The organism is Gilliamella sp. wkB112 (assembly GCF_001690685.1).
GTDB lineage: Bacteria > Pseudomonadota > Gammaproteobacteria > Enterobacterales > Orbaceae > Gilliamella > Gilliamella apicola_J.
Window position 1 is genome coordinate 31,116 of record NZ_LZGL01000009.1, and the last position, 24,080, is coordinate 55,195.

Below are 24,080 nucleotides of genomic sequence, written 5' to 3' on the forward strand. Positions count from 1 at the left end.
ATATGAACATGAAAATTAATGTAATAGGTGGTTAGTTAATAAAAAAAGAAATCATATTGTGCATTTTAATCGGCATTATCATATTTTATAAAATTGAAATCGAATTCATTTACTAATTCTTTAAGAATTGACATGTTAAATTATTCCAATAATACTACATTTAAAACATTTATTTTTATATTGAATTATAGCATCTTTATTAAAGACATCTCTAATATCTTTATAGTCATACATTTCAGTATTTTTTGATATATGTTGAATCCACATTAACACATTGAGATAAATATAATTACTCATATGTGCTTTAGGTGAACCATTTTGAAAAACATATATTACGTTGAGAGCATATAAAACATGGTATGTTCTACAAAGTAATAGACGATAAACGTATATTGAACATTCTTTTGTCATTTTTATTAATTGATTCGAGTAACTCATTAAAATTATTAATATACTTTTGTAGTCCTTTTTTTGAATTTTTCATTTATTTATTCCTCATATGATTATTGATATAACCCAGTGTTGTAATTTTTTAAATTAGCTTCACTATTTTATTGGCTACTTTAATAGAATGCTCATAACTCTATATCGGTGCGTATAATGTATATTATGTTAAATAGAAATAATAGAAGTTTTAAACACACTTATACTTTTTCCTTCCTATCTTTGCTTAATCTTTATTAAAACTTTTTTTAGCACTAACAAACTAAAAATAATCTATATGGAATAATTGTTGTTTTTAAATAAAGATGGTAATCTTAATAATCATATAGGATTAAATAAATAAATAATTATGCAAAGCATTTACAAGCCATTACGTTCGAACAGTTATTCTGTTCCCTGTGAATTATGCAGTATTGGCTCTCTATGTATCCCTATGCTGCTCAATAATACCTTAGGTACAGTTTTAGATCGCAAAAAATCTTATCTTAAAGATCAAATCTTAGTTACTCAAAATACTAAATTTACTAAATTTTATATCATACATTCTGGTGCATTAAAAACATATATCACTACTCAGGATGACAATGAACAAATTAACGGATTTTATTTACCTGGTGATATTGTTGGGCTAGATTCAATTTCAACCCAAATATACAATAACAATATTAAAGCTCTTACTGATACTTTAGTTTGTGAATTAAAATATGAAGAACTAATGTCTTTAATTGAAATTAATAAAAAAGTTAGAGACACTATTTTTAGTTTACTCAGTAATGATATTTATAATTATCAAAAATTAGTTTTGTGTTATTCTCAAAAGAAGGCTGATGAACGTTTAGCTGTTTTTATTTATTCTCTTTATCAACGTTATGAAAAACGCGGACACTCATCACTAAATATCAAATTGGCGATGAGTAGATCTGATATTGCCAATTATTTAGGCTTAACTATTGAAACAGTTAGTCGAAGTTTAACCAAATTCCAAGAAAAAAACATCTTATCCGTTAAAGGTAAATACATTTTCATTAAGGATTTAAATGCATTAATTGATTTAGGTAATTGAATTTATTATGTGTTAAAATAGCTGGATAAAAAAATTATACTGTAAGGTCTATCAAAAATGATAAGTTTAAAGAAAACTCTTATTGCAGCAACTGTAGCTGTTGTTCCTATGTGTTCTTTTGCTGCTCAACAATTAAATGAAGAACAAGCAAATAGCTTGCAACCATTCAAAGAAATTTCGGTGCGTGGTGCCTTTTATACCGATAGTGATTATGTAATGGCTATGTCAAAAGCAGCAGATAAAGAAGGCGCTGCTTCTTTTTTTATAACAACAACCAATATTAGCCCTTCAAATGATACTTTACGTATTGTGTATGCACGCTTATATAAAGCAGATGCACCAAAAATTGAAGAAAAGGAAGAAAAACTACGTCAATTTGAAGGAGTTTATGAATATCCAAAAAATAAAGCAATTCGACTCGAACCTTTTGATATTGTTCGTATTCGTGGTTACTTCCCGAGCGAACATAATGTAGATCAAGCAATAGCAAAAGAAGCTTCGGCTAAGGGTGCTTATGGGTATTATATCGATAACCGTTCAGAAATCGGTAGTAATTTGTTAGTAACAGCATATTTATTCAAGAAAGATGCGCCAGAAAGAAAATTGCAACCTGAAAATGCTATTCCATATGATTCAGAAGCTGGTCAACAAGCTCTAGCTCAAGGCGGTGAAGCTGCAATGCAAGTTGAAAGACCGGGCTATTATTCCCCATCAGCATTTAATGAAAAATTTTATGCTGAAAAATTCAACAATAAAGTTATTGACAAAACGACAACTAATGCTAATAACGCTACATCAGCAACAACATCAGAATCTGCAACCTCGGCTGTTGCTGTTGAGCCACAGCGAGTTAATCGTTACACTGTCACACTTTCTGATGGTAGAAAAATTCAGGAATTAAATGATGCAACTGCAGCTAAAATGGTAGCCTTTGATACTATAAAATTCCGCGGTTATTATGTGACGGATCAAGAAATTTCCTATCAGGCAGGTAAACGCGCTATAGATAATGGAGCGAAATATTATCATATTGCACGAATAGCTCAAGATACTAATGGTCCAAATATTACAGTTTTTGTTGATTTGTATCGTTAATATGCTATCCAATAATTTTCTATGCATGAGGGCGCTATGCGCCCTTCTTTATTGTCTATTTCAATTATATATTTAATTTATAATTCTGGCTTTACATTATTGATTTGCTGTTCAATACGTTTAGCTGAAATTGGGTATGGTGTTCCTAATTGTTGAGCGAATAAATTTATTCTTAATTCTTCAATCATCCAACGAATATTAATTACATTTTCTTGTAATTTTTGATTTTCAGATAAACTATTTATCCAACTTTGATATTGATTCTCAATACTTTCAACTATTGCCATTGATTGTCTATCTTTACCAAGATTCAGCATTAATTTTTCAATGCGTTTTTCAATACCTAATAGGTAACGTTGAATATCATGTAGTCTTAAATATCCTGAGTTAGCTACAAAACCTTTATATACTAAATTATTAAGTTGTTTCTTTATATCAGATAAAGCAAAAGCTAATGACAAATCCACTCGTCCTTTCAATTTTTTATTAATATTAAAATGTAACGTTAAAATTGATTCTACTTGTTTGGCAATATCAACAACGGTTTCGTTAATATGAGTTTTGGTATAGTTTAGTAGTTCTTGATATTGTGTTGAATTTTGTATGGTTTGATTATATATTTCAATCAAATGATCAACACCACAAGCAATACAATCATCAATCAGCATTAACACAGAACCAAACGAATTAAAATATAACCCTAATTTAGATTTATTAGGTAATTTTTCATGTAAATATTTTATAGGGGAAGGAATATTAAGCATGAGCAAGCGTCTTATTCCAAGTTTGCTAAGCCGTTGTTGATCGTGGGGATTATCCATTAATTTAATACTGACTGAATTCTGATTATCAATGATTGTGGGATAAGCCTTAACCGTATAATTTTTTTGTTTTTTTTCATAAACAGTTGGTAATAAACCAAAATTCCAATCAGTTAGATTAGTTTGTTCTAAATTATTTGTTGACTTGTTTTTTAATGATGATAATGCTTGTTGTACTTGAACTTTAAGCTGTTCTTTGAGTATATCTAAATCCTTACCTGCAGCAATTTCTTTATTATTGTTATCAATGATCGCAAAAGTCATTTTTAAATAATCGGGTACTTGCTTTATTTGCCAATCATTATCATCAATTTTCACTCCTGTCATTTTCCTAAATTCATTTGCTAACGTTTCTAATAAAGGTTTATCAGTTGTATTTACCCTACTTATAAATGCTTCAGCATAATTAGGCGCCGGAACAAGGCTTCGGCGTAATGATTTTGGTAATGACTTTATTAGCGCTATGATTAAATCCCTTCTAAATCCTGGTACTTGCCAATCAAATCCACTATTTTTAATTTGATTTAAAAGATCTATTGGGATATTAATCGTGACACCGTCACGGTTGTGGCCAATATCAAATTGATATGTTAACGGTAATTTAATATTATCTTGATACCAAAAGTCAGGAAAATCTGAAGTTGTGATTAATTGAGCTGAAGGTTTTATTAACTCTCTTTTTTCAATATTAAGAAAATCAGGTGCCGTTTTTTGCTTCTGTTTCCACCATGAATCAAAATGTTTTACTGAAATAACTTTTTTATCAATCCGATGATCATAAAAATCATATAATTCATCGTCATCAATTAATATATCTTGCCGGCGAGATTTATGTTCTAGATCTTCAACTTCATGAATCAATCTTTGATTATGTTTATAAAACTGATGATTAGTTACCCAGTCACCTTCTACAAGTGCGTGACGGATAAACAGAGAACGGCTTAAAACTGGATCAATTTTACTATAATTGATTAACCGATTGGTGACAATTGGTAATCCAAATAAAGTCACTTTTTCATCAGCCATAGTGGTGCCATGCTTTTTAGACCATCTTGGCTCGCTATAACTATATTTAACTAAATGTTTAGCAATTGGTTCAAGCCAGTCCGCCTCAATTTTGGCTGCCGTTCTACCCCATAATCGACGAGTTTCAACTAACTCACTAACTACACACCATTTAGGTTGACTTTTGAAAAGAGCTGAATTAGGAAAAATAGAAAATTTGATATTTCGAGCACCAATATATTCATGTTTTTCAATTTCTTTCATACCTACATGAGATAATAAACCACTGAGCAAAGCCATATGGATTGATCGATAATCAGCTGCTTTACTATTAATTGGAAAAGCTAATTGCTTAATGGTCTGTCTTATTTGTGTATAGACATCTTGCCATTCTCTAATACGCAAATAATTTAAAAACTCTTTATGACACAAACGACGGAATTGATTACCTGATAATGTATTTTGTTGTTCTTGTATATAATTCCAAAGATTAATAAGTGCAATAAAATCAGACTCTTTGTCGACAAATCGACGATGCTTTTCATCTGATGCTTGTTGTTTGTCAAAAGGTCTTTCTCTTGGATCTTGAATTGACAATGCTGCAGTAATAATCATAATTTCTTTACTACAACCTAAACGCCTTGCATCAACAAGCATTCTCGCTAATCGGGGATCGATCGGCAGTTGAGCTAAAATTTTTCCGATTTCGGTTAAATGATATTGATGATTTTTGGTGTAAATTGCACCTAGTTCTTCTAATAATCGAATTCCATCGCGAATGTATTTAGAATCAGGTGATTCAACAAAAGGAAATGCCGCAATATCCCCTAGTCCCAATGAAGTCATTTGTAATATTACCGAAGCAAGATTGGTACGTAATATTTCCGGTTCGGTAAACTCGGGACGTGACAAAAAATCCTGTTCATCATATAAACGAATACAAATACCATCAGAGGTACGACCACATCTTCCTTTACGCTGATTAGCTGAGGCTTGTGATATAGGTTCAATTGGTAGTCGTTGTACTTTTGTTCTATAACTATAGCGACTGATTCTGGCTAAGCCTGGATCAATAACATATTTAATCCCTGGAACAGTTAATGAAGTCTCGGCAACGTTAGTGGCCAGTACAATACGTTTTTTAGAATGTACTTGGAATATACGATTTTGTTCAGAAGACGACAATCTTGCGTATAAAGGTAAAATTTCAGTATTACGTAGTTCAAATTTATTGAGAATATCAGCTAAGTCACGAATTTCGCGTTCCCCTGTCAAAAAAACTAATATATCTCCATCACTTTCCTGTGAAAGTTCATCAATAGCATTAACAATAGGTTGAAAATCACTATTTTTTTCATCTTCACTATCGTTTTCTTCATTAAGCCAAGGTCGATACCTAACTTCAACAGGATAAATTCGTCCTGAAACCTCAATAATTGGGGCTTGATTAAAATGCTTTGAAAACCGTTCAACATCTATTGTAGCTGAGGTAATGATAACTTTTAGATCTGGTCGTTTAGGTAATAATTGTTTTAAATAACCTAAGATAAAATCAATATTTAAACTACGTTCATGGGCTTCATCAATAATAATAGTATCATATTGTAATAACAGCTTATCTTTTTGAATTTCAGCGAGTAAGATGCCATCTGTCATTAATTTGATTAATGTTGTATCGCTTACATGATCAGAAAATCTAACTTTAAAACCAACCAGATCCCCTATTTCCGTTTTCAGTTCTTCAGCAATCCGATTAGCAACAGAACGTGCCGCTAATCGCCGAGGTTGAGTATGTCCTATATAGCCCTTAACACCTAAACCTAATTCCAAGCAAATTTTTGAAATTTGAGTAGTTTTACCGGAACCTGTTTCACCGGTAATGATTACCACTTGATGATTTTTGATGGCAGCATAAATATCCCCTTTTTTTTCAACTACGGGTAAATTACTGGGGAAATCAATTTGTTTGGGTAACGATTGTACTCGAGCTTCATAATGAATAATAGCCTGCTGTATTGCTGAATCGACTTCATCTATGTTTTGAGTTTTTCGAATCAATTTACTTATTTTTTGCTTATCAAGGTAAGTCATCGATTCGAGTAGTTTTAATTGTGGTTGAGTTAACATAATGAATTAAATATATTAGTTTTATAGTAATTGCTTTTAATTATAACAAATCTTACCTTTCTTAGGAGTGTACTTGTATGAAATAAAAATATCTTAATAAAGATTTAATGTAATTTACATCATACTTTTTCCTAACTATTTTAAAATAAGTTATTTTTAAAATAGTTATTTATAAGTTAATTTCTTGGTTAAACTTAAAGCATATTTAATCATAAATAACTTTATTTAGAAGGTAGTTAAGACTATAATAACTAGAGTTTTTTTGGGGGATATTCGTTTAATGGGAATAGATAATTCTACAAATATTGTATTTACTGTTAGTGACTATTTTTCAGTTACTAATATCTTTTTATCTATTGTTTATACCAATGCTCTAGCATTGGTTTTTTTTTACAAAAGCTCGGATTGATTTAAAATTTAACATTAACATTAACAACTAGTAGATAATATTATGAAAAAGACAAAAATTGTTTGTACTATAGGACCAAAATCAGAATCAAAAGAAATGCTTGCAAAATTATTAAATGCAGGTATGAATGTTATGCGCTTGAACTTTTCTCATGGTGATTATGAAGAACATGGTAATCGCATTAAAAATCTACGTGAAGTTATGCAGGAAACTGGCTTAAAAGCAGCTATCATGCTAGATACTAAAGGCCCTGAAATCCGTACTATTAAATTGGAAGGAGGCAATGACGTTTCTCTTGTTGCTGGACAAACATTTACTTTTACAACCGATAAATCGGTAGTTGGTAATTCACAATGTGTAGCGGTAACTTATGATGGCTTTGCCCGTGACCTTAAACCTGGTAATCGTGTTTTAGTTGACGATGGTCTAATTGCTATGGATGTCAAAGAGATCAATGGTAATGAAGTTATTTGTACTGTTTTAAACAATGGCGATCTAGGTGAAAATAAAGGGGTTAATTTACCAGGAGTTTCTATTAAATTACCTGCCCTTGCAGAAAAAGATAAAAATGACCTAATTTTTGGCTGTGAACAAGGAGTTGACTTTATTGCCGCTTCATTTATCCGTAAACGTTCTGATGTTGAAGACATTCGTGCACATTTAAAAGCTCACGGTGGTGAAGATATTAAAATTATTTCAAAAATTGAAAACCAAGAAGGTTTAGATAATTTTGATGAAATTCTTGAAGCTTCTGATGGTATTATGGTTGCTCGTGGAGACTTAGGTGTTGAAATTGCTGTTGAAGAAGTTATTTTTGCGCAAAAAATGATGATCCGTAAATGTAACAAAGCATCAAAACCAGTAATAACGGCAACTCAAATGCTCGACTCTATGATTAAAAATCCGCGCCCTACTCGTGCTGAAGCTGGTGACGTTGCAAATGCTATTATTGATGGTACCGATGCAGTAATGCTTTCTGGAGAAAGTGCCAAAGGTAAATATCCACTTGAAACTGTGAAGGTAATGGCTACAATTTGTAAGCGTACTGATAAAACTATTCCAGCTTCATTGGAATTGACTTCTAACGAAGGAGTATTACGCATTACTGCAGCAGTTTGTTGTGGCGCTGTTGAAATAGCTGAACGTTTACATGCACCATTAATCGTAGTGGCTACTCGTAGTGGTAAATCAGCTCGTGAAGTTCGTCATTACTTCCCGAAAGCACGTATTTTAGCACTTTCATCTAGTCAAAAAACTGTCAATCAACTTGCTTTGTCTAAAGGTGTTGAACCAATTCTGATCGATGCAATAAATTCTACTGATGATTTTTATCGTCTGGGTAAAGAATTGGCAATAAAATTATGTGGTTTACAACAAGGTGACACTATTGTGATGGTTTCCGGAGCATTAGTACCAAGTGGAACTACTAATACAACATCCGTTCACCGTATTTAATGGTTAAATCTTATATTTAGAATAAAAGCTAGCTAACCTGCTAGCTTTTTTTTTAACATAAGTTATTCTGTATAAATTGCAATTATGGTTTGTATAAGAGATAAAAATGATTGACGAAAAAATATTCTTACCTAAGGAACTAAGTTGGTTAGCCTTTAATCAACGAGTATTACAGGAAGCAGCTGACAACAGTAATCCTCTTATCGAACGGATTCGCTTTTTAGGTATATATTCCAGTAATCTTGATGAATTTTATAAAGTGCAATTTGCTAACTTAAAAAAATATGTTTTGATTGAACAAGAACAAGCCCATTCTTCATCATCAAATGCAAAACATTTATTGCGCCAAGTTACTCAAAAAGTTATTCAATTAGAATTACAGTTTGATCAGCTTTATAATGAGTTATTGCTCGAAATGGCCAGAAATCAGATCTTTTTGATTAATGAAAGACAACTTACTTCATATCAAGAAAATTGGATCAAAAATTATTATAAACAAAATCTGCGCCAATATATTACCCCTATTCTCCTTGATAGCCATACTGAATTGATTCAATTTTTAAAAGATGATCATGCCTATTTAGCCGTAGAAATTATTTGTGAAGATAGTATTAGTTATGCCTTACTTGAATTACCAACAGATCATGTACCACGATTTGTACTACTACCTTCAGAAGTATCAACTAAGAATAAGTCTATAATTTTTCTGGATAATATCTTACGGTATTGTTTATCAGATATTTTTAAAGTGTTCTTTGATATTAAAGAATTAAATGCTTATTCAATCAATATTAACCGTGACGCGGAATATGAATTAAATACTGAATTAGATAGTCTACTTGAACTAATGTCTCAAGGTTTAAAACAGCGTTTAACCGCACAACCAGTACGTTTCACTTATCAAAAGGATATGCCTAAAGCTTTATTTGAACTTTTAATTAATAAATTAAAATTAACAGAACAAGATGCGATGCCTGGAGGACGTTATCCTAACTTCAAAGATTTAGCTAATTTTCCAGATTTAGGCGTTAAAAATCTATTAAATAAGCGATTACCTAGTCTTGCGTATAATCGATTTAAACAATTCCGAAACGCATTTGCTACCATCAAAGATCGAGACGTTTTATTATATTATCCTTACTATTCATTTGGTCATGTATTAGAGATTATGCGCCAAGCATCTTTTGATCCTGCTGTCACCCATATACGAATGAATATCTATCGAGTTGCCAAAGATTCGCGTTTCATTCATGCCGCAATTAACGCGGCTAATAATGGTAAAAAAGTAACGGTAGTAGTTGAATTACAGGCTCGTTTTGATGAAGAGGCCAATATAAAATGGGCCAAAAGATTAATTAGCAGTGGTATTAAGGTAATCTATTCGCAACCTAAGCTTAAGATTCATGCCAAACTATTTTTAATTGATCGAAAAGAAAATGACAAAATAGTTCGTTATGCTCATATAGGATCTGGTAATTTTAATGAAAAAACAGCAAGAATTTATACTGACTTTTCATTATTAACCGCTGACCCAGCAATTACTGATGAAGTTATAAAAGTATTTAACTTCATTGAAAATCCATTTAAGCCAGTCTCTTTTAATTATTTATTAGTATCCCCTCAAAATACTCGATTACAATTTCACAAATTTATTGAACGTGAAATTTATAATGCCTACGCAGGAAAACCTGCCGCTATTTACCTAAAACTTAATGCGATTACAGATAAAGACATGATAGATCAATTATATCGAGCTTCATGCGCCGGAGTAAAAATACGAATGGTTGTACGCGGTACTTGTGTTTTAGTTCCGCAAGTACCTAATATGAGTGAAAATATTTTTGTAACGAGTATTGTTGATCAGTTCTTAGAACATGCGCGGGTATATATTTTTGAAAATGATGGTCAAAAAGATACTTATATTTCTTCTGCAGATTGGATGCCTCGGAATCTAGATAATCGAATTGAAGTTGGCGTAAAAATTTTCGATCCGATAATAAAAACTACGATTCACGATATTTTTAACATTCAATGTAACGATAATGTTAAAGCTCGTATTATTGATCAAGACAATACGAATAATTATGTACAAAGAGGAAATAAGAAAAAGATAAGGGCCCAACGTGCAATTTATGATTATTTAAAACAACAGGAAATGCTTAATAAGGATATTCAATCGTGAATAGATTTAATGAATATGCTGTAATTGATCTTGGTTCAAATAGTTTCCATATGGTTATTGTCCGTAGCATTGATGGCGCAACACAAATCATTTATAAAAATAAACAAAATATTCATTTAGCTACGGGATTAAATGCTAACTATGAATTAAGTGAATCTAGCATAAAACGAGGGATTGAATGTTTAGCATTATTTGCCGAACGACTAAATGGTTTTCCTGCTGAAAATGTTAGAATTGTTGCCACACATACTTTACGTATTGCCAAAAATCGCCACCAATTTTTAATTGCTGCTGCAAAAATACTACCCTATCCTGTTGAAATAATTTCTGGTCAAGAAGAAGCTCGCCTCATTTATTTAGGTACTATGACTGCAGAACCAACATCATCATTGGATACTAAATTTGTAATGGATATTGGAGGGGGATCAACTGAAATTGCTATTGGTAAGGGAAATGATTTAAAACCGCTAATTGTAGGCAGTAGGCCGATGGGTTGTGTGACATATACAAAACAATTTTTTCCACAACAACTTATTAATAAAATTTCATTTCAAAAAGCTAAATTAGCTGCAGAACAACAGATCGAAAGTATGATTAATATCGTCAAACAACAAGGAATTACGGTAGCATTTGGTACTTCAGGAACCATAAAAAGCATCCATAATATATTGTTAGATCTTGGTGTTAATGATGGCATAATTACACCAAAACGACTAGATGATCTAATTAGTTATGTATTAGAATTTAAATCTTTTCATGATATAGACTATCCTTCTTTATCAACCGAAAGAAAACATGTTTTTGTTAGTGGGCTAGCAATATTCTGTGGTGTTTTTAAAGCATTAGGCTTACAAGCATTACAATATAGTCCTAGTGCATTAAGAGAGGGTGTTTTATATGAACTTATTGATGGACCTAATTATCGAGATGTCCGGCAAAGTACTGCCGAGTCATTATCTCAGCATTATAATATTGATAAACGTCATGCAAACCAAGTAGTTAAAACAGCTAAATACTTTTTCTCTCAATGGCAACATCAAAGTTCTATTACCATTACTCCTAATCTTGAATCCATATTATATTGGGCGGCACAGTTACATGAAGTTGGTTTAAAGATTAATTTCTCATCAATTCATAAACATTCCAGTTATATTTTAAAAAATAGCAATTTACCTGGATTTAATGAGGAACAACAATTACTTTTATCCACTTTAGTTCGTTTTCATAGAAAATCAATAAAAATTGATGAATTGCCTTATTTCAGCTTATTTGAATATAAGCATATTATTGTATTATTACAAATTCTCAGGTTATCTGTTTTAATTAATAATCAGCGCAATTCAGATCTCGATTTAAATGCTTTTCAATTAAAAATAACTAATAATAAGCTGACTAAAATTACTTTAGAAATAAACAAAAAAATTGTTAAACACAATAAATTAATTTTACTCGATTTAGAACAAGAGCAAAAATACTGGGAAGCGGTCAATAACTGGCAATTATCAATTAAAACTTATTAAGTTTTGACGAATTGCCTTACTAATTATTAAATAATAAACCGCCAATTTTAGCTGGCGGTTTTCTCATATTTAACCCAATCCAAGCACTTTCCACCATAATATACCAACGGTGAAAACAATTATTAAATTTACCACACTACAAATAAAGCCAACTCTCCACCATGTTTTAACTGGAACAAATCCTTCTGCAAATAATAATGGATTTCTCGCATTGGCAAATTGTGTAATTGAACCAAAATAATTAGTGCAAATAACTAAAGCAAAAATAGCGATAAATGTAGGTACCCCTAATGCTATTGCTACTGACAGAAACACAGGAAATAGTGCTGCAATATGGGCATTACCACTGGCAAAAAAGTAATGTAAATAAACATAGGCCACACACAAAATCAGTAATACAATCATCCAGTTACTTTCGCCTAAATGTCCTTGTACTACCTTACCAATAGTATCTCCTAACCATTTAGTTACACCAAGTTTATTAACTTGTCCTGCCATCATTAGTAATGCCGCAAACCAAATAAGAGTATCCCAAGCCGATTTTTCGCCTTTGATATCATCCCAGCTTAATACTCCAGATAAAATTAAAATTGATAAACCAATAAAAGCGGTTGTGGTGCCATCAATGCCTATATTCCCACCAAAAATCCATAATACTAATAAGAAGATAACTGTTGCTCCCATAATTAATTCTTTAAGAGTTATCTTGCCCATTTTCTTTAATTCTTCAACCGCTAACTTTGGTGCTTCGGGTGTTTTTTTAAGTTCCGGATTAGTTAATAAATAAATTACCATGGGTATAACTATAAAAGAAATTAAGCAAGGTGCAATTGCGGCAACAAACCATTGCCCCCACCCTAAAGTAATACCTAAATTAGTTGCAACTAATTTGGCAGCTAATAAATTGCCGGTAAATGCTGTTAGAAACATTGCCGAAGTAATATCATTAATGTGACTAATAGTTAACATTAAAAATGTGCCAATACGATTTCTTGATTCATCTTTGGGACTAGAATTAAAATTGATGGATAAAGCTTCAGCTATTGGATAAATTACCCCACCAGCTCGAGCTGTGGTACTTGGGATTGCTGGAGCAAGCACAATATCAGTTACGGATAAACCATAAGCTAATCCAAGAGTATTTTTACCTAATATTTTAACTAAATAATAAGCAATACGTTTACTTAAACCTGTTTTAATAAATCCCCGTGCAATCATAAAAGCAATTACAATAAGCCAAATAAGACTACTATTTAATTCACTTAGTGATATTTTAATTGCTTCGGTAGCACTAGTAGCACCAGAAGGTCTAAATACAGCGAATGCAGTAATAGCTAATAACCCGATAGCGCCAATTGGTAATATTTCAGTAACAATACAAGCTATAGTGGCTACAAAAATTATACTAGTGTGCCAACCTTGAATAGTTATTCCATCTGGAGGAGGAACTAAAAACCATAATATTGCGGATACTACAGCAATAATTATTAATGGTAGCCATTTTACTGGTGGTTTTTTGACTATGTTCATAGTATTTTCCTTGTTAATTCATTAAATTAATATGCTGTATTTTTGTGTTAAATATATACAATTATTACAATTTGATTTGATATTGTTTATCCAATAACTGAAAACAAAAATTATCAGTATTAGCTAAAACAATGGTTTTATTTTTCAATAAAAAAATTGCAGCTAGACTTTTATGATTTTGTAAATATTCACACGCTTTGCTCACACCCAATCCATACAAAATAGTTGAATAAATATCACCTTCTAAGGAAGATTTCGAAATGATTGTGACACTATCTAATTCATTATCTAATGGGTATCCAGTTTGTGGATTCAAAATATGATGATATAAATGATTTTTTTGATAAAAAAAACGTTCATAAATACCTGATGTAACTACCGAACTATTGTTAATCTTAATGATCCCTATTAGTTCTTGATTCTTTGAAAATGGTTTTTGCAAACCTATATGCCAACATTTATCATCACTTAAAGGCGAATCTCCAATAGTTAGAACATTACCCCCTAAATTAATTATTGCTTGATGGATATTATGTTTAAGTAAAACCAATTTAATAACATCAGCTATATACCCCTTAGCAATTGCACCTAAATCAATTTCCATCCCTTTGCGTTTCAAAAAAATTGAATGATTTTTTCTATTAAGTTCAATGTCTCTTGGGTTAGTTAATAACAAATGTTGTTTAATTTGCTCATCAGTCGGAACTTGTTGCCCTTTAAAACCAATCTTCCAAAGTTTTACTAAAGGACCAATAGCACAATTAAAATAACTATTAGGTTGTAAACTGATTTGTAATGCTTGCTTAATTAAATTAAAAACAGGCCAACTAACTACAACGGGATGTTTACCTGCAGCTGAATTTATTGACATAACTTCAGACATAGGTCGATTTACAGTCAATTTATCTTCAAGTATTTTTATTGTTGTAAACACAGCTTGAGCAACAGCTTCATTTGCCTCATGAATAGTTAATGAAACTGTTGTTCCCAACAAAGTTTGGCTATATTCATAGTTAGAATTAACCATTTTACACAAACTTATTTAACTTAATTATTTACTAGTAACATAATCACTAGCTTGTTGGCCTGCTTGGGTACCAAAAATAATGATATCTGCAACTGCATTACCGCCAATTCTATTGGCACCATGTACTCCACCAACAACTTCACCGGCAGCAAATACACCTTGTATAACATGTTTATGCGTATCTAATACTTGAGCTTGAGTATTAATAGTTACCCCCCCCATGGTATGGTGAATTCCTGGAGCAACTTTAATTGCATAAAAAGGACTTTTACTAATAGAGTGACGTAAGCCGGTAGTTCGTCCAAAATCTTTATCTTGTTTATTTACAACAAATTGATTATAACGCTCTATAGTTTTACTCAATACTTCACTATCAATAGTTAATTTTTTTGCCAATTCGGCAACCGTGTTAGCTTGAATAACTAAATCATGAGATATGTATTCTTCAACGGCTTTATTCTCATCACGAATTTGTTGATCAAATAAGATATAAGCATAATGTTCAGGTAACTTGATAATTTCTCCTGAAACTTTATCCCGAGTATCTAATTCATTGACAAAACGATTACCATTTTGTGCAATTAAAATAGCACCACCACCTCGAATTGATTCTGAAATGAGATATGACGTAGTTTGCTCAACAGTAGGGTGGATTTGTATTTCATTCATATCAACAGTACCTGCACCTAATTTTTCTAAAATCATAATGCCAGAACCTGTTGCACCTTTATGGTTAGTTGTTACAAATCCTTTGAGATCCGGTCGATATTTTTCTACCATGGCTTTATTAGCACTAAAACCACCAGTTGCAATAATGACTGCTTTAGCTTTTATAATATTAGACGAACCATCTTCTTGGGAAACTTTAACACCAACAACTTTGTTATTTTCTGTAACAATTTCGGTTACATTGGTATCTAGCATAACTTCAATACCACGTTTATTGATATTTTTAACTAATCCACTGATCAAAAAGCCTCCTACGGCAGCTCGACTTGCTGGACGATGAGTTCGATCAACACTCATTCCTCCTGTTGTAGTAAGATCACTTAATTCAATACCATTATCATCTAACCAATCAATAGCTTCAGGAGCATGTTCAACAAAATAGTGTAATAGTTCAGGATTATTTTTATTTTTACCACCAGTCATGGTTTCTTTATAAAATAATTCTTTACTATCTTGAATTCCTTGACGTTTTTGGAATTTTGTTTCCGCAGCATTCATACCAGCAGAAGCTTTATTGGTATTCCCCCCAATTATTGACATTTTTTCAATAACAACGACACTAACACCCAAGTCATGTGCTCGTATGGCCGCAGAAAGACCCGCACCGCCACTACCCACAACTACAATATCGTAAGATTTATCGTTAGGATCGCCCCCCTCAGCAAGTATCGCTTCCTTATTAGATTGCGACATAGCTTTGGTTACTGCTTTTTTAAAAGCCTCACATTGTGTGGTAGCACCGGAAACAGCGTCAACATGGGGACTATTCGAATCAATAATTCGTTGTCTAATTACAGAAAAATTATCCAAAACATCATGACTAAATTCTTTAGCATTGACTAATTGCATATCTTTGATGAAGTCTTTGCCCAATTCGATATTAATCAGAAATTCATAAGATTCATCATTGACTTGCTCTTGATAATTCCCAGGTTTAAATTTTTTAACATTAAGATTAACATCACGAATTAAGCTTTCAACTAATGGGAAATGCCATAAAGGTTCAGGAATTTTTAATTCTTCACGTTTATCACTATTAATCACAAGTTCTAGTTGTTCACCTTTTTCAATACGATTAATCCAGTCAGGATAAGCAATGCATGCTCTCCCCACAGCGACTAAATCATAACCATGATCAATAGCTGCATCTATATCACTTTGGTTAACAACATTTCCGACTCCAACTACTGGAATTTTTGCTAAATTCTTAGATCGCATTGCCACATATTTATTTATTAAAGGTGTCGGATCTTGAGTATCGACAATTGATGGTCTAAGGATGGTTCCCATTGAAAAATGCACATAATCAAGCCCTTTTTCCGCCAATTTTTCAAGCAGATACATGGAATCATCAAAACGAATACCAGGAACTTCTAACTCTTCAGGTGAGAATCGATAACCCACGATGAAATCTTGGCTAGCATATTGTTTAACCATATCATGGGTAATATCCAATACCGCTAATGGGAATCGAGCTCGATTGTCACGATTACCACCCCACTTATCCGTTCTTTGATTGGAATTTGGAGAATAAAATTGTTGAATTAAATAGGTATTTGCACCGTGGATTTCTACACCATCAAACCCTGCTTGAATAGCCCGCCGAACAGCTTGACCAAATTTATCAAGCATTTCATCAACCTCTGCTACAGTCAATTCAATTGGAGTGGGAGCATTAGGCCGTGGCGCAGCTATTGCGCTAGGTCCCACTGGCGATTGACCACCAATTAGCTTAGGCTCAACCATTCGACCACCATGATAAACCTGGATCACAGCTTTTGAACCTTTTTCTTTAATCGCTTGAGCTATTTTGGCCAATCCTTCAATTTTATCATCATTATCTAAGCCAATAGCACCAGGAAAAGCTAAACCTTTATTATCTATAAAACCACATTCAACAATGATGGTACCTATTTCACCAGATCTGGCACGATAATATTCAATTAAATCTTGAGTAACAGAGCCTTCATAAAATCCCGAACAAGTAGTCATTGGTGCCATCATGAGCCGATTTTTTAATTCAATTCCATTTGGTAACGTTAACGGTTTAAAAACTATACTATCTTTCATTTAAACACCCAATTATTTTATTTGGTTATACAAGTTATGGTTAATAATAACATTACTCATAACCATCCACTAACTAACTTAAACCTATTAATGAACTAAAGTATCATTTTTTCGACAGAATTTTTCGTATAATTATTAATATATTACATAATTATTTATTATAAGATTGTCGTTTAATGACAGTTATTTTGATTAAATAGCATTTACAGAATTGAAAATTGAGCCTGAAAATCTAAAAAATAACATTATAACTATTTCATTTACTTACATATTTTTTTATAAATTTGGCTTGAACTTTATTTTTATTAAGCTAGAATGCCTTTCAGTTTAATAAAACGAGAATTTTGTTATGATTCTACAACAAATCTTAATAATAAAAATGAAAATAAAATTTAATTCTCTTTTATTCGCACTTTTTGATCCTCCTTTATGGAGGATTTTTTATTTTAAATGTTATTCATTTTATTTTCACCTCTTATTTTTAAAAAATATCTTTTCAATTCCGTTCATAAACAGGAGATAGTATGAAACCGTTGCTGCCATTTTACAACCCAAGCATTAGTTATGAAGATAATTATAACCAAGGACCATTCGGACTTTTTGCACAATTAGACAAAGCAGAACAAGTAGAAACTAAATCACGAAAATTCTTAAATATAGACGTTAATTTACCATTTGGTATGCCTGCCGGACCTTTATTAAACGCCAATTATATTGAAGCAGCTTTTGCTTACGGATTTGATTTATGTGTTTACAAAACGGTAAGAACAAAACTGCAAAAGTGCCACCCACTACCAAATGTTTTATCAGTGCATCCACATGGAAAACTATCATGTAATCTTGATACAGTATTAGCAGATACTAATTATAGCCAACCGTTATCTATAACTAACTCATTTGGGGTGCCATCTTTTTCTCCTGACATATGGCAACCGGATATGGAAAAGGCAGTAAAAGCTGCTGGTAAAGGCCAATGTGTTATCGGAAGTTTCCAAGGAACAAAAGGTAATGGTGAAATTGAAAAGGATTACGCATTAGCAGCTAAATTAGTTAGAGAAACTAATGCTCCAATTTTAGAAGCAAACTTAAGTTGTCCTAACGAAGGTGCAAGTAAACTTCTTTGCTTTGATGTAGACCGTGTTGAACGCATTGTTAACGAAATTAAAACTGCAGTACCAGATAGACCATTAATCTTAAAACTAGCATATTTCCCTGATGATGAAAGAATCATCTCATTACTCACTCGCGTTGGTTCAATTATAGATGGTTTAAGTGCCATTAATACCCTTTCAGCAAAACCTGTTGATGCTAATGGTCACCCAGCATTAGGAGAAAATAGACCAGAAGGTGGAATTTGTGGTGATGCCATTAGATGGGCTGGTTTAGATATGGTTACTCGCTTAGCTAAATATCGTCAACAAATGCAATTAAAATTTGCTATCATTGGTGTAGGTGGTGTCAGTAATATTGAGCATTATCGCCAGTTTATAAAAAATGGAGCCGATGCAGTTATGAGTGCCACAGCAGCCATGTGGAATCCTTTACTTGCTATTGAAATTAAAAAAAGTCTTTAAAATAACATTTAATTTATTGAAAACTATTTATAATTAATAATGATGATACAGGGCTGGTCCCTGTATTTTTATCAAGCGTTGGGATTAGCGTTTACGAAAGTAAAGATAGCCAAAAATAATATGTGCTAGAAAAACAACAACTAAAATAATGCGCACATGTAACGAATCAAAAATAATAAATGGAATGAATAAAACAATAAATACCATCATCAGCATTTTAAACAATCCTGACTTAGTAGCCTTCTTTTCCAAAATCATTTGTTGAATATAAATTTGATAATAGCGAGTATGAGTGAAATATAGATAAAGGCGATTTGAGCTATTTAGCCAAAAATAAGCTGTTAATAAATAAAAAGGTACAGTGGGTAAAATTGGCACAGAAATACCAACGGTCCCAAGTGCAAAGGTTAAAGCACCTAATATAATAAACAACCACTTTTTAAACATTTCTCAAACACTCTTATTACTCTAGAAACCTTATCGAATTTGCTGACAATATTATAACAATTAGAATGGTATAAGAAGAAATTTAATAAGAATTGGCGGAACGGACGGGGCTCGAACCCGCGACCCCCTGCGTGACAGGCAGGTATTCTAACCAACTGAACTACCGCTCCGCTTTTCTGGATAACTTTAAAGTAAGTGCCTTAAAGTAGGCGTGATGTTAAAGATTATTTTTATTTTCGTCAATAAAATTTTTAAAAATCATGCTTAATTGCGTAGAAAATCATCATTAAGATGAATGCCACAGTGCTCCACCGCTTTTCTTATCGATTTTTTGCAACACTGCCTCATGTTCAGAAAGTTCATATTCGGACGCTTTTATAACTTTTAATGGAATTGCGGAACGTTGGATTTTTTTAATTTCATTATTCTCGCCAGCAGTTAGATTATTTTCGTCAGAACTAAACGACAATGTTGTCTGTCCACCAGTCATGGCTAAATAAACTTCAGCTAAAATTTCAGCATCCAATAAAGCTCCATGTAGTGTTCGGTGCGAATTATCGATTTGATAGCGTTCACATAAAACATCCAAATTATTACGTTTACCTGGGAATAAACGTCTTGCCATTGCCAATGTATCAGTGACTAGACAATGATCTGCGGTTTTAAAATCCAGTCCACAAAGCTGAAACTCATAGTCCATAAAGCCAACATCAAATGGTGCATTATGGATAATTAACTCTGCACCATCGATGAATTTTATAAAATCATGAGCAATATTTTTAAATATTGGTTTATCTTTAACAAATTCATCACTTATGCCATGTACTCTAAAAGCCTCTTCATCGATTATACGTTCGGGATTAATGTATACGTGGAAATGATTGCCTGTCAAACGACGGTTAATAACTTCGACTGCACCGATTTCAATAATCTTATGCCCTTGATAATGATTATTACCTTCCTGGTTCATACCTGTGGTTTCAGTATCTAAAACAATTTGGCGTGCTGAATTATTTATCACTTGATTCATTTTTTATTAACAATTGAGGGAAAACTACTTAACGGTATGTTATAGTCTACCATCAAAATTATATAATGTTGATACCTCAATAAATGAAGATATTGGATAATTTACGATAATTTTAGTCAATGACTATTTTATTTATTGTTAATATGAGATCCTCAAATGGCAGTTTGACTCAATTAAGTTAAAAGATAATTAAAAATGCTAAAAAAAATAGAAATCTACACTGATGGTTCTTGTCTTGGTAATCCTGGTCCTGGTGGTTACGCTGTTATTTTAAAATTCAAACAAACTGAAAAAGTATTAGCTCAAGGTTATTATAAAACCACTAATAACCGAATGGAATTGCTAGCAGCTATTGTTGCCTTAGAACAACTAACACAACCTTGTCAAATTGATTTGTATTCAGATAGTCAGTATCTGCGTAATGGTATTTCGAATTGGATCCATGGTTGGAAAAGAAATGGCTGGAAAACAGCCAACAGAAAACCTGTAAAAAATGTTGATTTATGGTGCAAGTTAGACCAACTAGTACAATCTCATCAAATTAATTGGATATGGGTTAAAGGTCATGCTGGTCATATAGAAAATGAACGTTGTGATCTCCTTGCCAAAGAGCAAGCTGAATCCCCAACATTAGTAGATGTAGTTTTTGAACAATCAGATAATAAATTACTATAATATTTAGGCTGATAACTGAATAAAATTAATCAACAAGATTTAACATCGTTGAATTGTTAAATACATAACCTATAATGAGTAAAGTTATGCATAAACTACACGTAATTCCAGCTTTACAAGATAATTATATTTGGCTATTAGAAAATTCAGATCAACAAGCCATTATCATAGATCCTGGAGAATCCAGTCCAGTAATAAATTATATTAGGCAGTATAAAATCACACCTATTGCTATTTTACTCACTCATCATCATATGGATCATATTGGTGGAGTGTTAGATTTACAACAAAACTATCCGAATATAGAAGTTTTTGGACCAAGTGAAATTCCATTACCAATTCAGTATATTAGTAATAGTCAACATCACCTATCCATTGCTGATTTTCAATTTAGTATTATGCCGGTTCCTGGCCATACTTTAGGTCATCTAGCCTATTATAGTGCACCTTACTTATTTTGTGGTGATACTTTGTTTTCTGCCGGATGTGGGCGAATTTTTGAAGGCACACCTCAACAAATGTTAAACTCACTCAATAAATTCAAACAATTATCGGATAATACCTTAGTGTGTGCTGGTCATGAATTTACAAAAGCCAACCTCAAATTTGCGCAAACTCTACTTCCTGAAGATCTCAAAATTGCAGAATATTTAAATTTAATTACCAATAAAACAATAACTTTACCCTCAATTTTAGCAAAAGAACTACAAATAAATTTATTTTTACGCTGTGATAATAAAAAACTGCAAAATAAATTCAATATTAACAATGAATTAGATTTGTTTGTTTTTTTTAGAAGCCAAAAAGATATTTTTTAGGTATAATACCCCACTTAAATTCTTATTTAATTTTATGAACTAATGAAAAAGTTATTAATATTCACAGTGTTATGTTTGTTTTTAAGTGCATGTCAAAATCACGGATCCCGATATAATAGTGTCTATAAAACGCATAACTCAAAATCAATAGTTACTAGTAGTATTAAAAGTGGTAGTGTTAATTACGCTTCAATTACTCAAAATCCTTGGCAGTATATGCTAAATCAGATTAATGTTAGCGTACCGGAGAATAGTCGCGTTAAAGCTGAAAGAGAACGTTTATTACGCAACCCACAAGGTTTTGAAACCATTGCGTTACGTTCTGAACCTTATGTTTATTACATTATTAGCCAACTCAGAAAAAACAATCTACCAGTTGAATTAGCGCTAATTCCATTAATTGAAAGCGCATATGATCCATTGGCTACTTCACCAGCACAAGCTGCCGGGTTATGGCAATTTGTACCAGTTACAGCTAAAGAATATGGTTTAAAAAAGAGCATTTCATTTGATGGTCGTCGTGATCTGATTGCATCTACTACTTCTGCTATGTCACTTTTACAAAATTTAAACAACCGCTTCAATGGTGATTGGCTGTTAACATTGGCGGCTTATAATGCAGGAGAAGGACGAATAAGACGCGCTATAGAAAAAAATCAGACTAAAGGACTACCCGTTAACTATTGGTCACTAGATTTACCAAGTGAAACCATGCATTATGTACCAAAAATTTTAGCCATTATTGATATCGTTAAGAACAACAAAAAATATGGCATTAAACTGCCAGATTGTAATTACGAAAATTCACTAGTCAGAATTGATATTTCTAAAAATGTATCATTAGCTAAAATTGCTCAATATACTGGCATGCCAATTAATGACTTGATGTCTTTTAATGCCGGCTATACTCAGCAAACGGTAAATGGCCCGTTCCATTTACTGGTACCTTATGTTTATGCAGAAAATTTATTCCAAAAACTGCAAGCTGAAAATCTAGTTACTAATGAAATTACTGAGTTATTACAGGATGTTCCGCATACGAATATGCCATTTGAAGTTAAATCAACTACAATTGAATATAGCAAAATTAGCAATAGCAGTATGAGTTCTATTCTGGACAAAAATGGTAGTAAAAAGCAAATAACTTATTTAGTTAAAGCTGGTGATAATCTTTATTCCATTGCCCAAAATTATCGAGTAAAAATTACTGATATATTGGAATGGAATAAAATGAAAACGCCTAGAATTAAAGAAGGTGATGTATTAACAATTAATCTTGTGAATGCAAATCCAATCTAAAATCTACTAATAAAGGATTATGATCGGATGCCAACGTACTAATTATTTGCGCGGCATTCAATTGTAATCCCCTATAAAATACAAAATCTAACGGTCTACCCATAAACGTTTTACGCATATCAATTTCAAAATTTACAGGCTTTAATCCAATAGTTCTTACCAAGTGATACAATAAACTCAATCGTTGCCGACTCCAAGCATTAAAATCCCCAGCTAATATTACCGGACCATTATGTTCTCTAATACGAGTTAATAACATATGCATTTGTTGCCGATATATTTTAACCCCGATACTAAAATTAACCGCATGAATATTAGCGACTAATAATTTTTGATTAGAATTTTTAATAGGATAAATGGTAATTAATGCCGACTTAGGTACACGAATTAAAGGTTCTCGCTCTTTGAATGATAAAATTGTTGTTGGTAAAGAATCAGCAATAGTCATGACTCCTGCATAAATAGCATTAAAAGAATAAGCTGGTACATGATCTGCTATCTTATTATGTTGTGAAATAAAATTAAGTAACAAGGGTGTTGTTTGCGCTTCTTGTAGCAAGATTAATTTAGCTTGCTGAGCATACATATCGAGAATATGCATACAATCTGCCCGTTTTTGTTTAAATATATTCCAAACGAGCACAGAAAAAGATTCATCATTAATCAGATAACTATTAACAATTATTTCATGATTAGGCAATATCAACTCAACATCACTATTAGCCTTATAACGTAATGTATAGTCACGTTGTTTAAACAT

General features: G+C 32.2%; 16 protein-coding genes and 1 tRNA gene. 9 read left to right on the plus strand and 8 right to left on the minus strand.

Annotated features, from left to right (window positions below; genetic code table 11):
- Nucleotides 1-877 precede the first annotated feature (877 nt).
- Nucleotides 878-1,507 carry a helix-turn-helix domain-containing protein gene (locus tag A9G12_RS02530; RefSeq protein ID WP_176701739.1) on the plus strand — a complete coding sequence of 210 codons (630 nt, stop codon included), beginning with the start codon at nucleotides 878-880 and terminating at the stop codon, nucleotides 1,505-1,507.
- Nucleotides 1,508-1,564: 57 nt separating this feature from the next.
- Nucleotides 1,565-2,602, plus strand: a complete 1,038-nt coding sequence (locus tag A9G12_RS02535; protein WP_081299627.1) for a YdgH/BhsA/McbA-like domain containing protein — start codon at nucleotides 1,565-1,567, stop codon at nucleotides 2,600-2,602.
- 77 nt (nucleotides 2,603-2,679) lie between these two features.
- Here the strand turns inward: A9G12_RS02535 and hrpA are convergent, their stop codons facing one another.
- Nucleotides 2,680-6,555, minus strand: a complete 3,876-nt coding sequence (hrpA, locus tag A9G12_RS02540; RefSeq protein ID WP_065564304.1) for an ATP-dependent RNA helicase HrpA — start codon at nucleotides 6,553-6,555, stop codon at nucleotides 2,680-2,682.
- 451 nt (nucleotides 6,556-7,006) lie between these two features.
- On the opposite strand from hrpA, the gene pykF reads away from it, so the two are divergent.
- The 3 genes from pykF (at nucleotide 7,007) to A9G12_RS02555 (ending at nucleotide 12,121) form a co-directional block, all read left to right on the plus strand.
- Entirely contained in the window at nucleotides 7,007-8,419 is a 1,413-nt protein-coding gene (gene pykF / locus A9G12_RS02545) for a pyruvate kinase PykF (RefSeq protein WP_065564305.1), read from the plus strand.
- A 106-nt stretch (nucleotides 8,420-8,525) separates the two neighbouring features.
- A complete protein-coding gene (ppk1, locus tag A9G12_RS02550; RefSeq protein WP_065564306.1) occupies nucleotides 8,526-10,601 on the plus strand; it encodes a polyphosphate kinase 1 in 2,076 nt (691 codons plus the stop codon).
- A gap of 50 nt (nucleotides 10,602-10,651) precedes the next feature.
- Entirely contained in the window at nucleotides 10,652-12,121 is a 1,470-nt protein-coding gene (locus A9G12_RS02555; protein WP_081299658.1) for a Ppx/GppA phosphatase family protein, read from the plus strand.
- A gap of 69 nt (nucleotides 12,122-12,190) precedes the next feature.
- Here the strand turns inward: A9G12_RS02555 and A9G12_RS02560 are convergent, their stop codons facing one another.
- From A9G12_RS02560 to A9G12_RS02570, 3 genes are all read right to left on the minus strand, one after another.
- Nucleotides 12,191-13,651 (minus strand): DASS family sodium-coupled anion symporter, encoded by a 1,461-nt coding sequence (locus tag A9G12_RS02560; protein ID WP_065564308.1) that lies wholly within the window; start codon nucleotides 13,649-13,651, stop codon nucleotides 12,191-12,193.
- A 64-nt stretch (nucleotides 13,652-13,715) separates the two neighbouring features.
- Complete coding sequence (locus tag A9G12_RS02565; RefSeq protein ID WP_065564309.1) at nucleotides 13,716-14,678, minus strand: FAD:protein FMN transferase; 963 nt, start codon at nucleotides 14,676-14,678, stop codon at nucleotides 13,716-13,718.
- A gap of 24 nt (nucleotides 14,679-14,702) precedes the next feature.
- Entirely contained in the window at nucleotides 14,703-17,477 is a 2,775-nt protein-coding gene (locus tag A9G12_RS02570; RefSeq protein ID WP_065564310.1) for a flavocytochrome c, read from the minus strand.
- Nucleotides 17,478-18,001: 524 nt separating this feature from the next.
- Between A9G12_RS02570 and A9G12_RS02575 the strand changes: the two genes are divergently transcribed.
- The gene (locus A9G12_RS02575) at nucleotides 18,002-19,051 is read left to right on the plus strand and encodes a dihydroorotate oxidase (RefSeq protein WP_065564311.1); all 1,050 of its coding nucleotides are present in this window, start codon (nucleotides 18,002-18,004) and stop codon (nucleotides 19,049-19,051) included.
- Between the two features lie 84 nt (nucleotides 19,052-19,135).
- On the opposite strand, the gene A9G12_RS02580 is transcribed toward A9G12_RS02575, so the two are convergent.
- From A9G12_RS02580 to dnaQ, 3 genes are all read right to left on the minus strand, one after another.
- A complete protein-coding gene (locus A9G12_RS02580; RefSeq protein ID WP_065564312.1) occupies nucleotides 19,136-19,498 on the minus strand; it encodes a YbaN family protein in 363 nt (120 codons plus the stop codon).
- Nucleotides 19,499-19,591: 93 nt separating this feature from the next.
- Nucleotides 19,592-19,668: transfer RNA gene (locus A9G12_RS02585), tRNA-Asp, on the minus strand.
- Nucleotides 19,669-19,784: 116 nt separating this feature from the next.
- Nucleotides 19,785-20,519, minus strand: coding sequence for a DNA polymerase III subunit epsilon (gene dnaQ / locus A9G12_RS02590; protein WP_218056562.1), 735 nt, complete (start codon nucleotides 20,517-20,519; stop codon nucleotides 19,785-19,787).
- Between the two features lie 204 nt (nucleotides 20,520-20,723).
- Between dnaQ and rnhA the strand changes: the two genes are divergently transcribed.
- From rnhA to A9G12_RS02605, 3 genes are all read left to right on the plus strand, one after another.
- Complete coding sequence (gene rnhA, locus A9G12_RS02595) at nucleotides 20,724-21,203, plus strand: ribonuclease HI (protein ID WP_065564314.1); 480 nt, start codon at nucleotides 20,724-20,726, stop codon at nucleotides 21,201-21,203.
- Nucleotides 21,204-21,289: 86 nt separating this feature from the next.
- Entirely contained in the window at nucleotides 21,290-22,021 is a 732-nt protein-coding gene (gloB, locus tag A9G12_RS02600; RefSeq protein WP_065564315.1) for a hydroxyacylglutathione hydrolase, read from the plus strand.
- 216 nt (nucleotides 22,022-22,237) lie between these two features.
- Nucleotides 22,238-23,320, plus strand: a complete 1,083-nt coding sequence (locus A9G12_RS02605) for a transglycosylase SLT domain-containing protein (RefSeq protein WP_065564316.1) — start codon at nucleotides 22,238-22,240, stop codon at nucleotides 23,318-23,320.
- On the opposite strand, the gene A9G12_RS02610 is transcribed toward A9G12_RS02605, so the two are convergent.
- The gene (locus tag A9G12_RS02610) at nucleotides 23,292-24,080 is read right to left on the minus strand and encodes an endonuclease/exonuclease/phosphatase family protein (RefSeq protein WP_065564317.1); all 789 of its coding nucleotides are present in this window, start codon (nucleotides 24,078-24,080) and stop codon (nucleotides 23,292-23,294) included. The genes A9G12_RS02605 and A9G12_RS02610 overlap by 29 nt on opposite strands.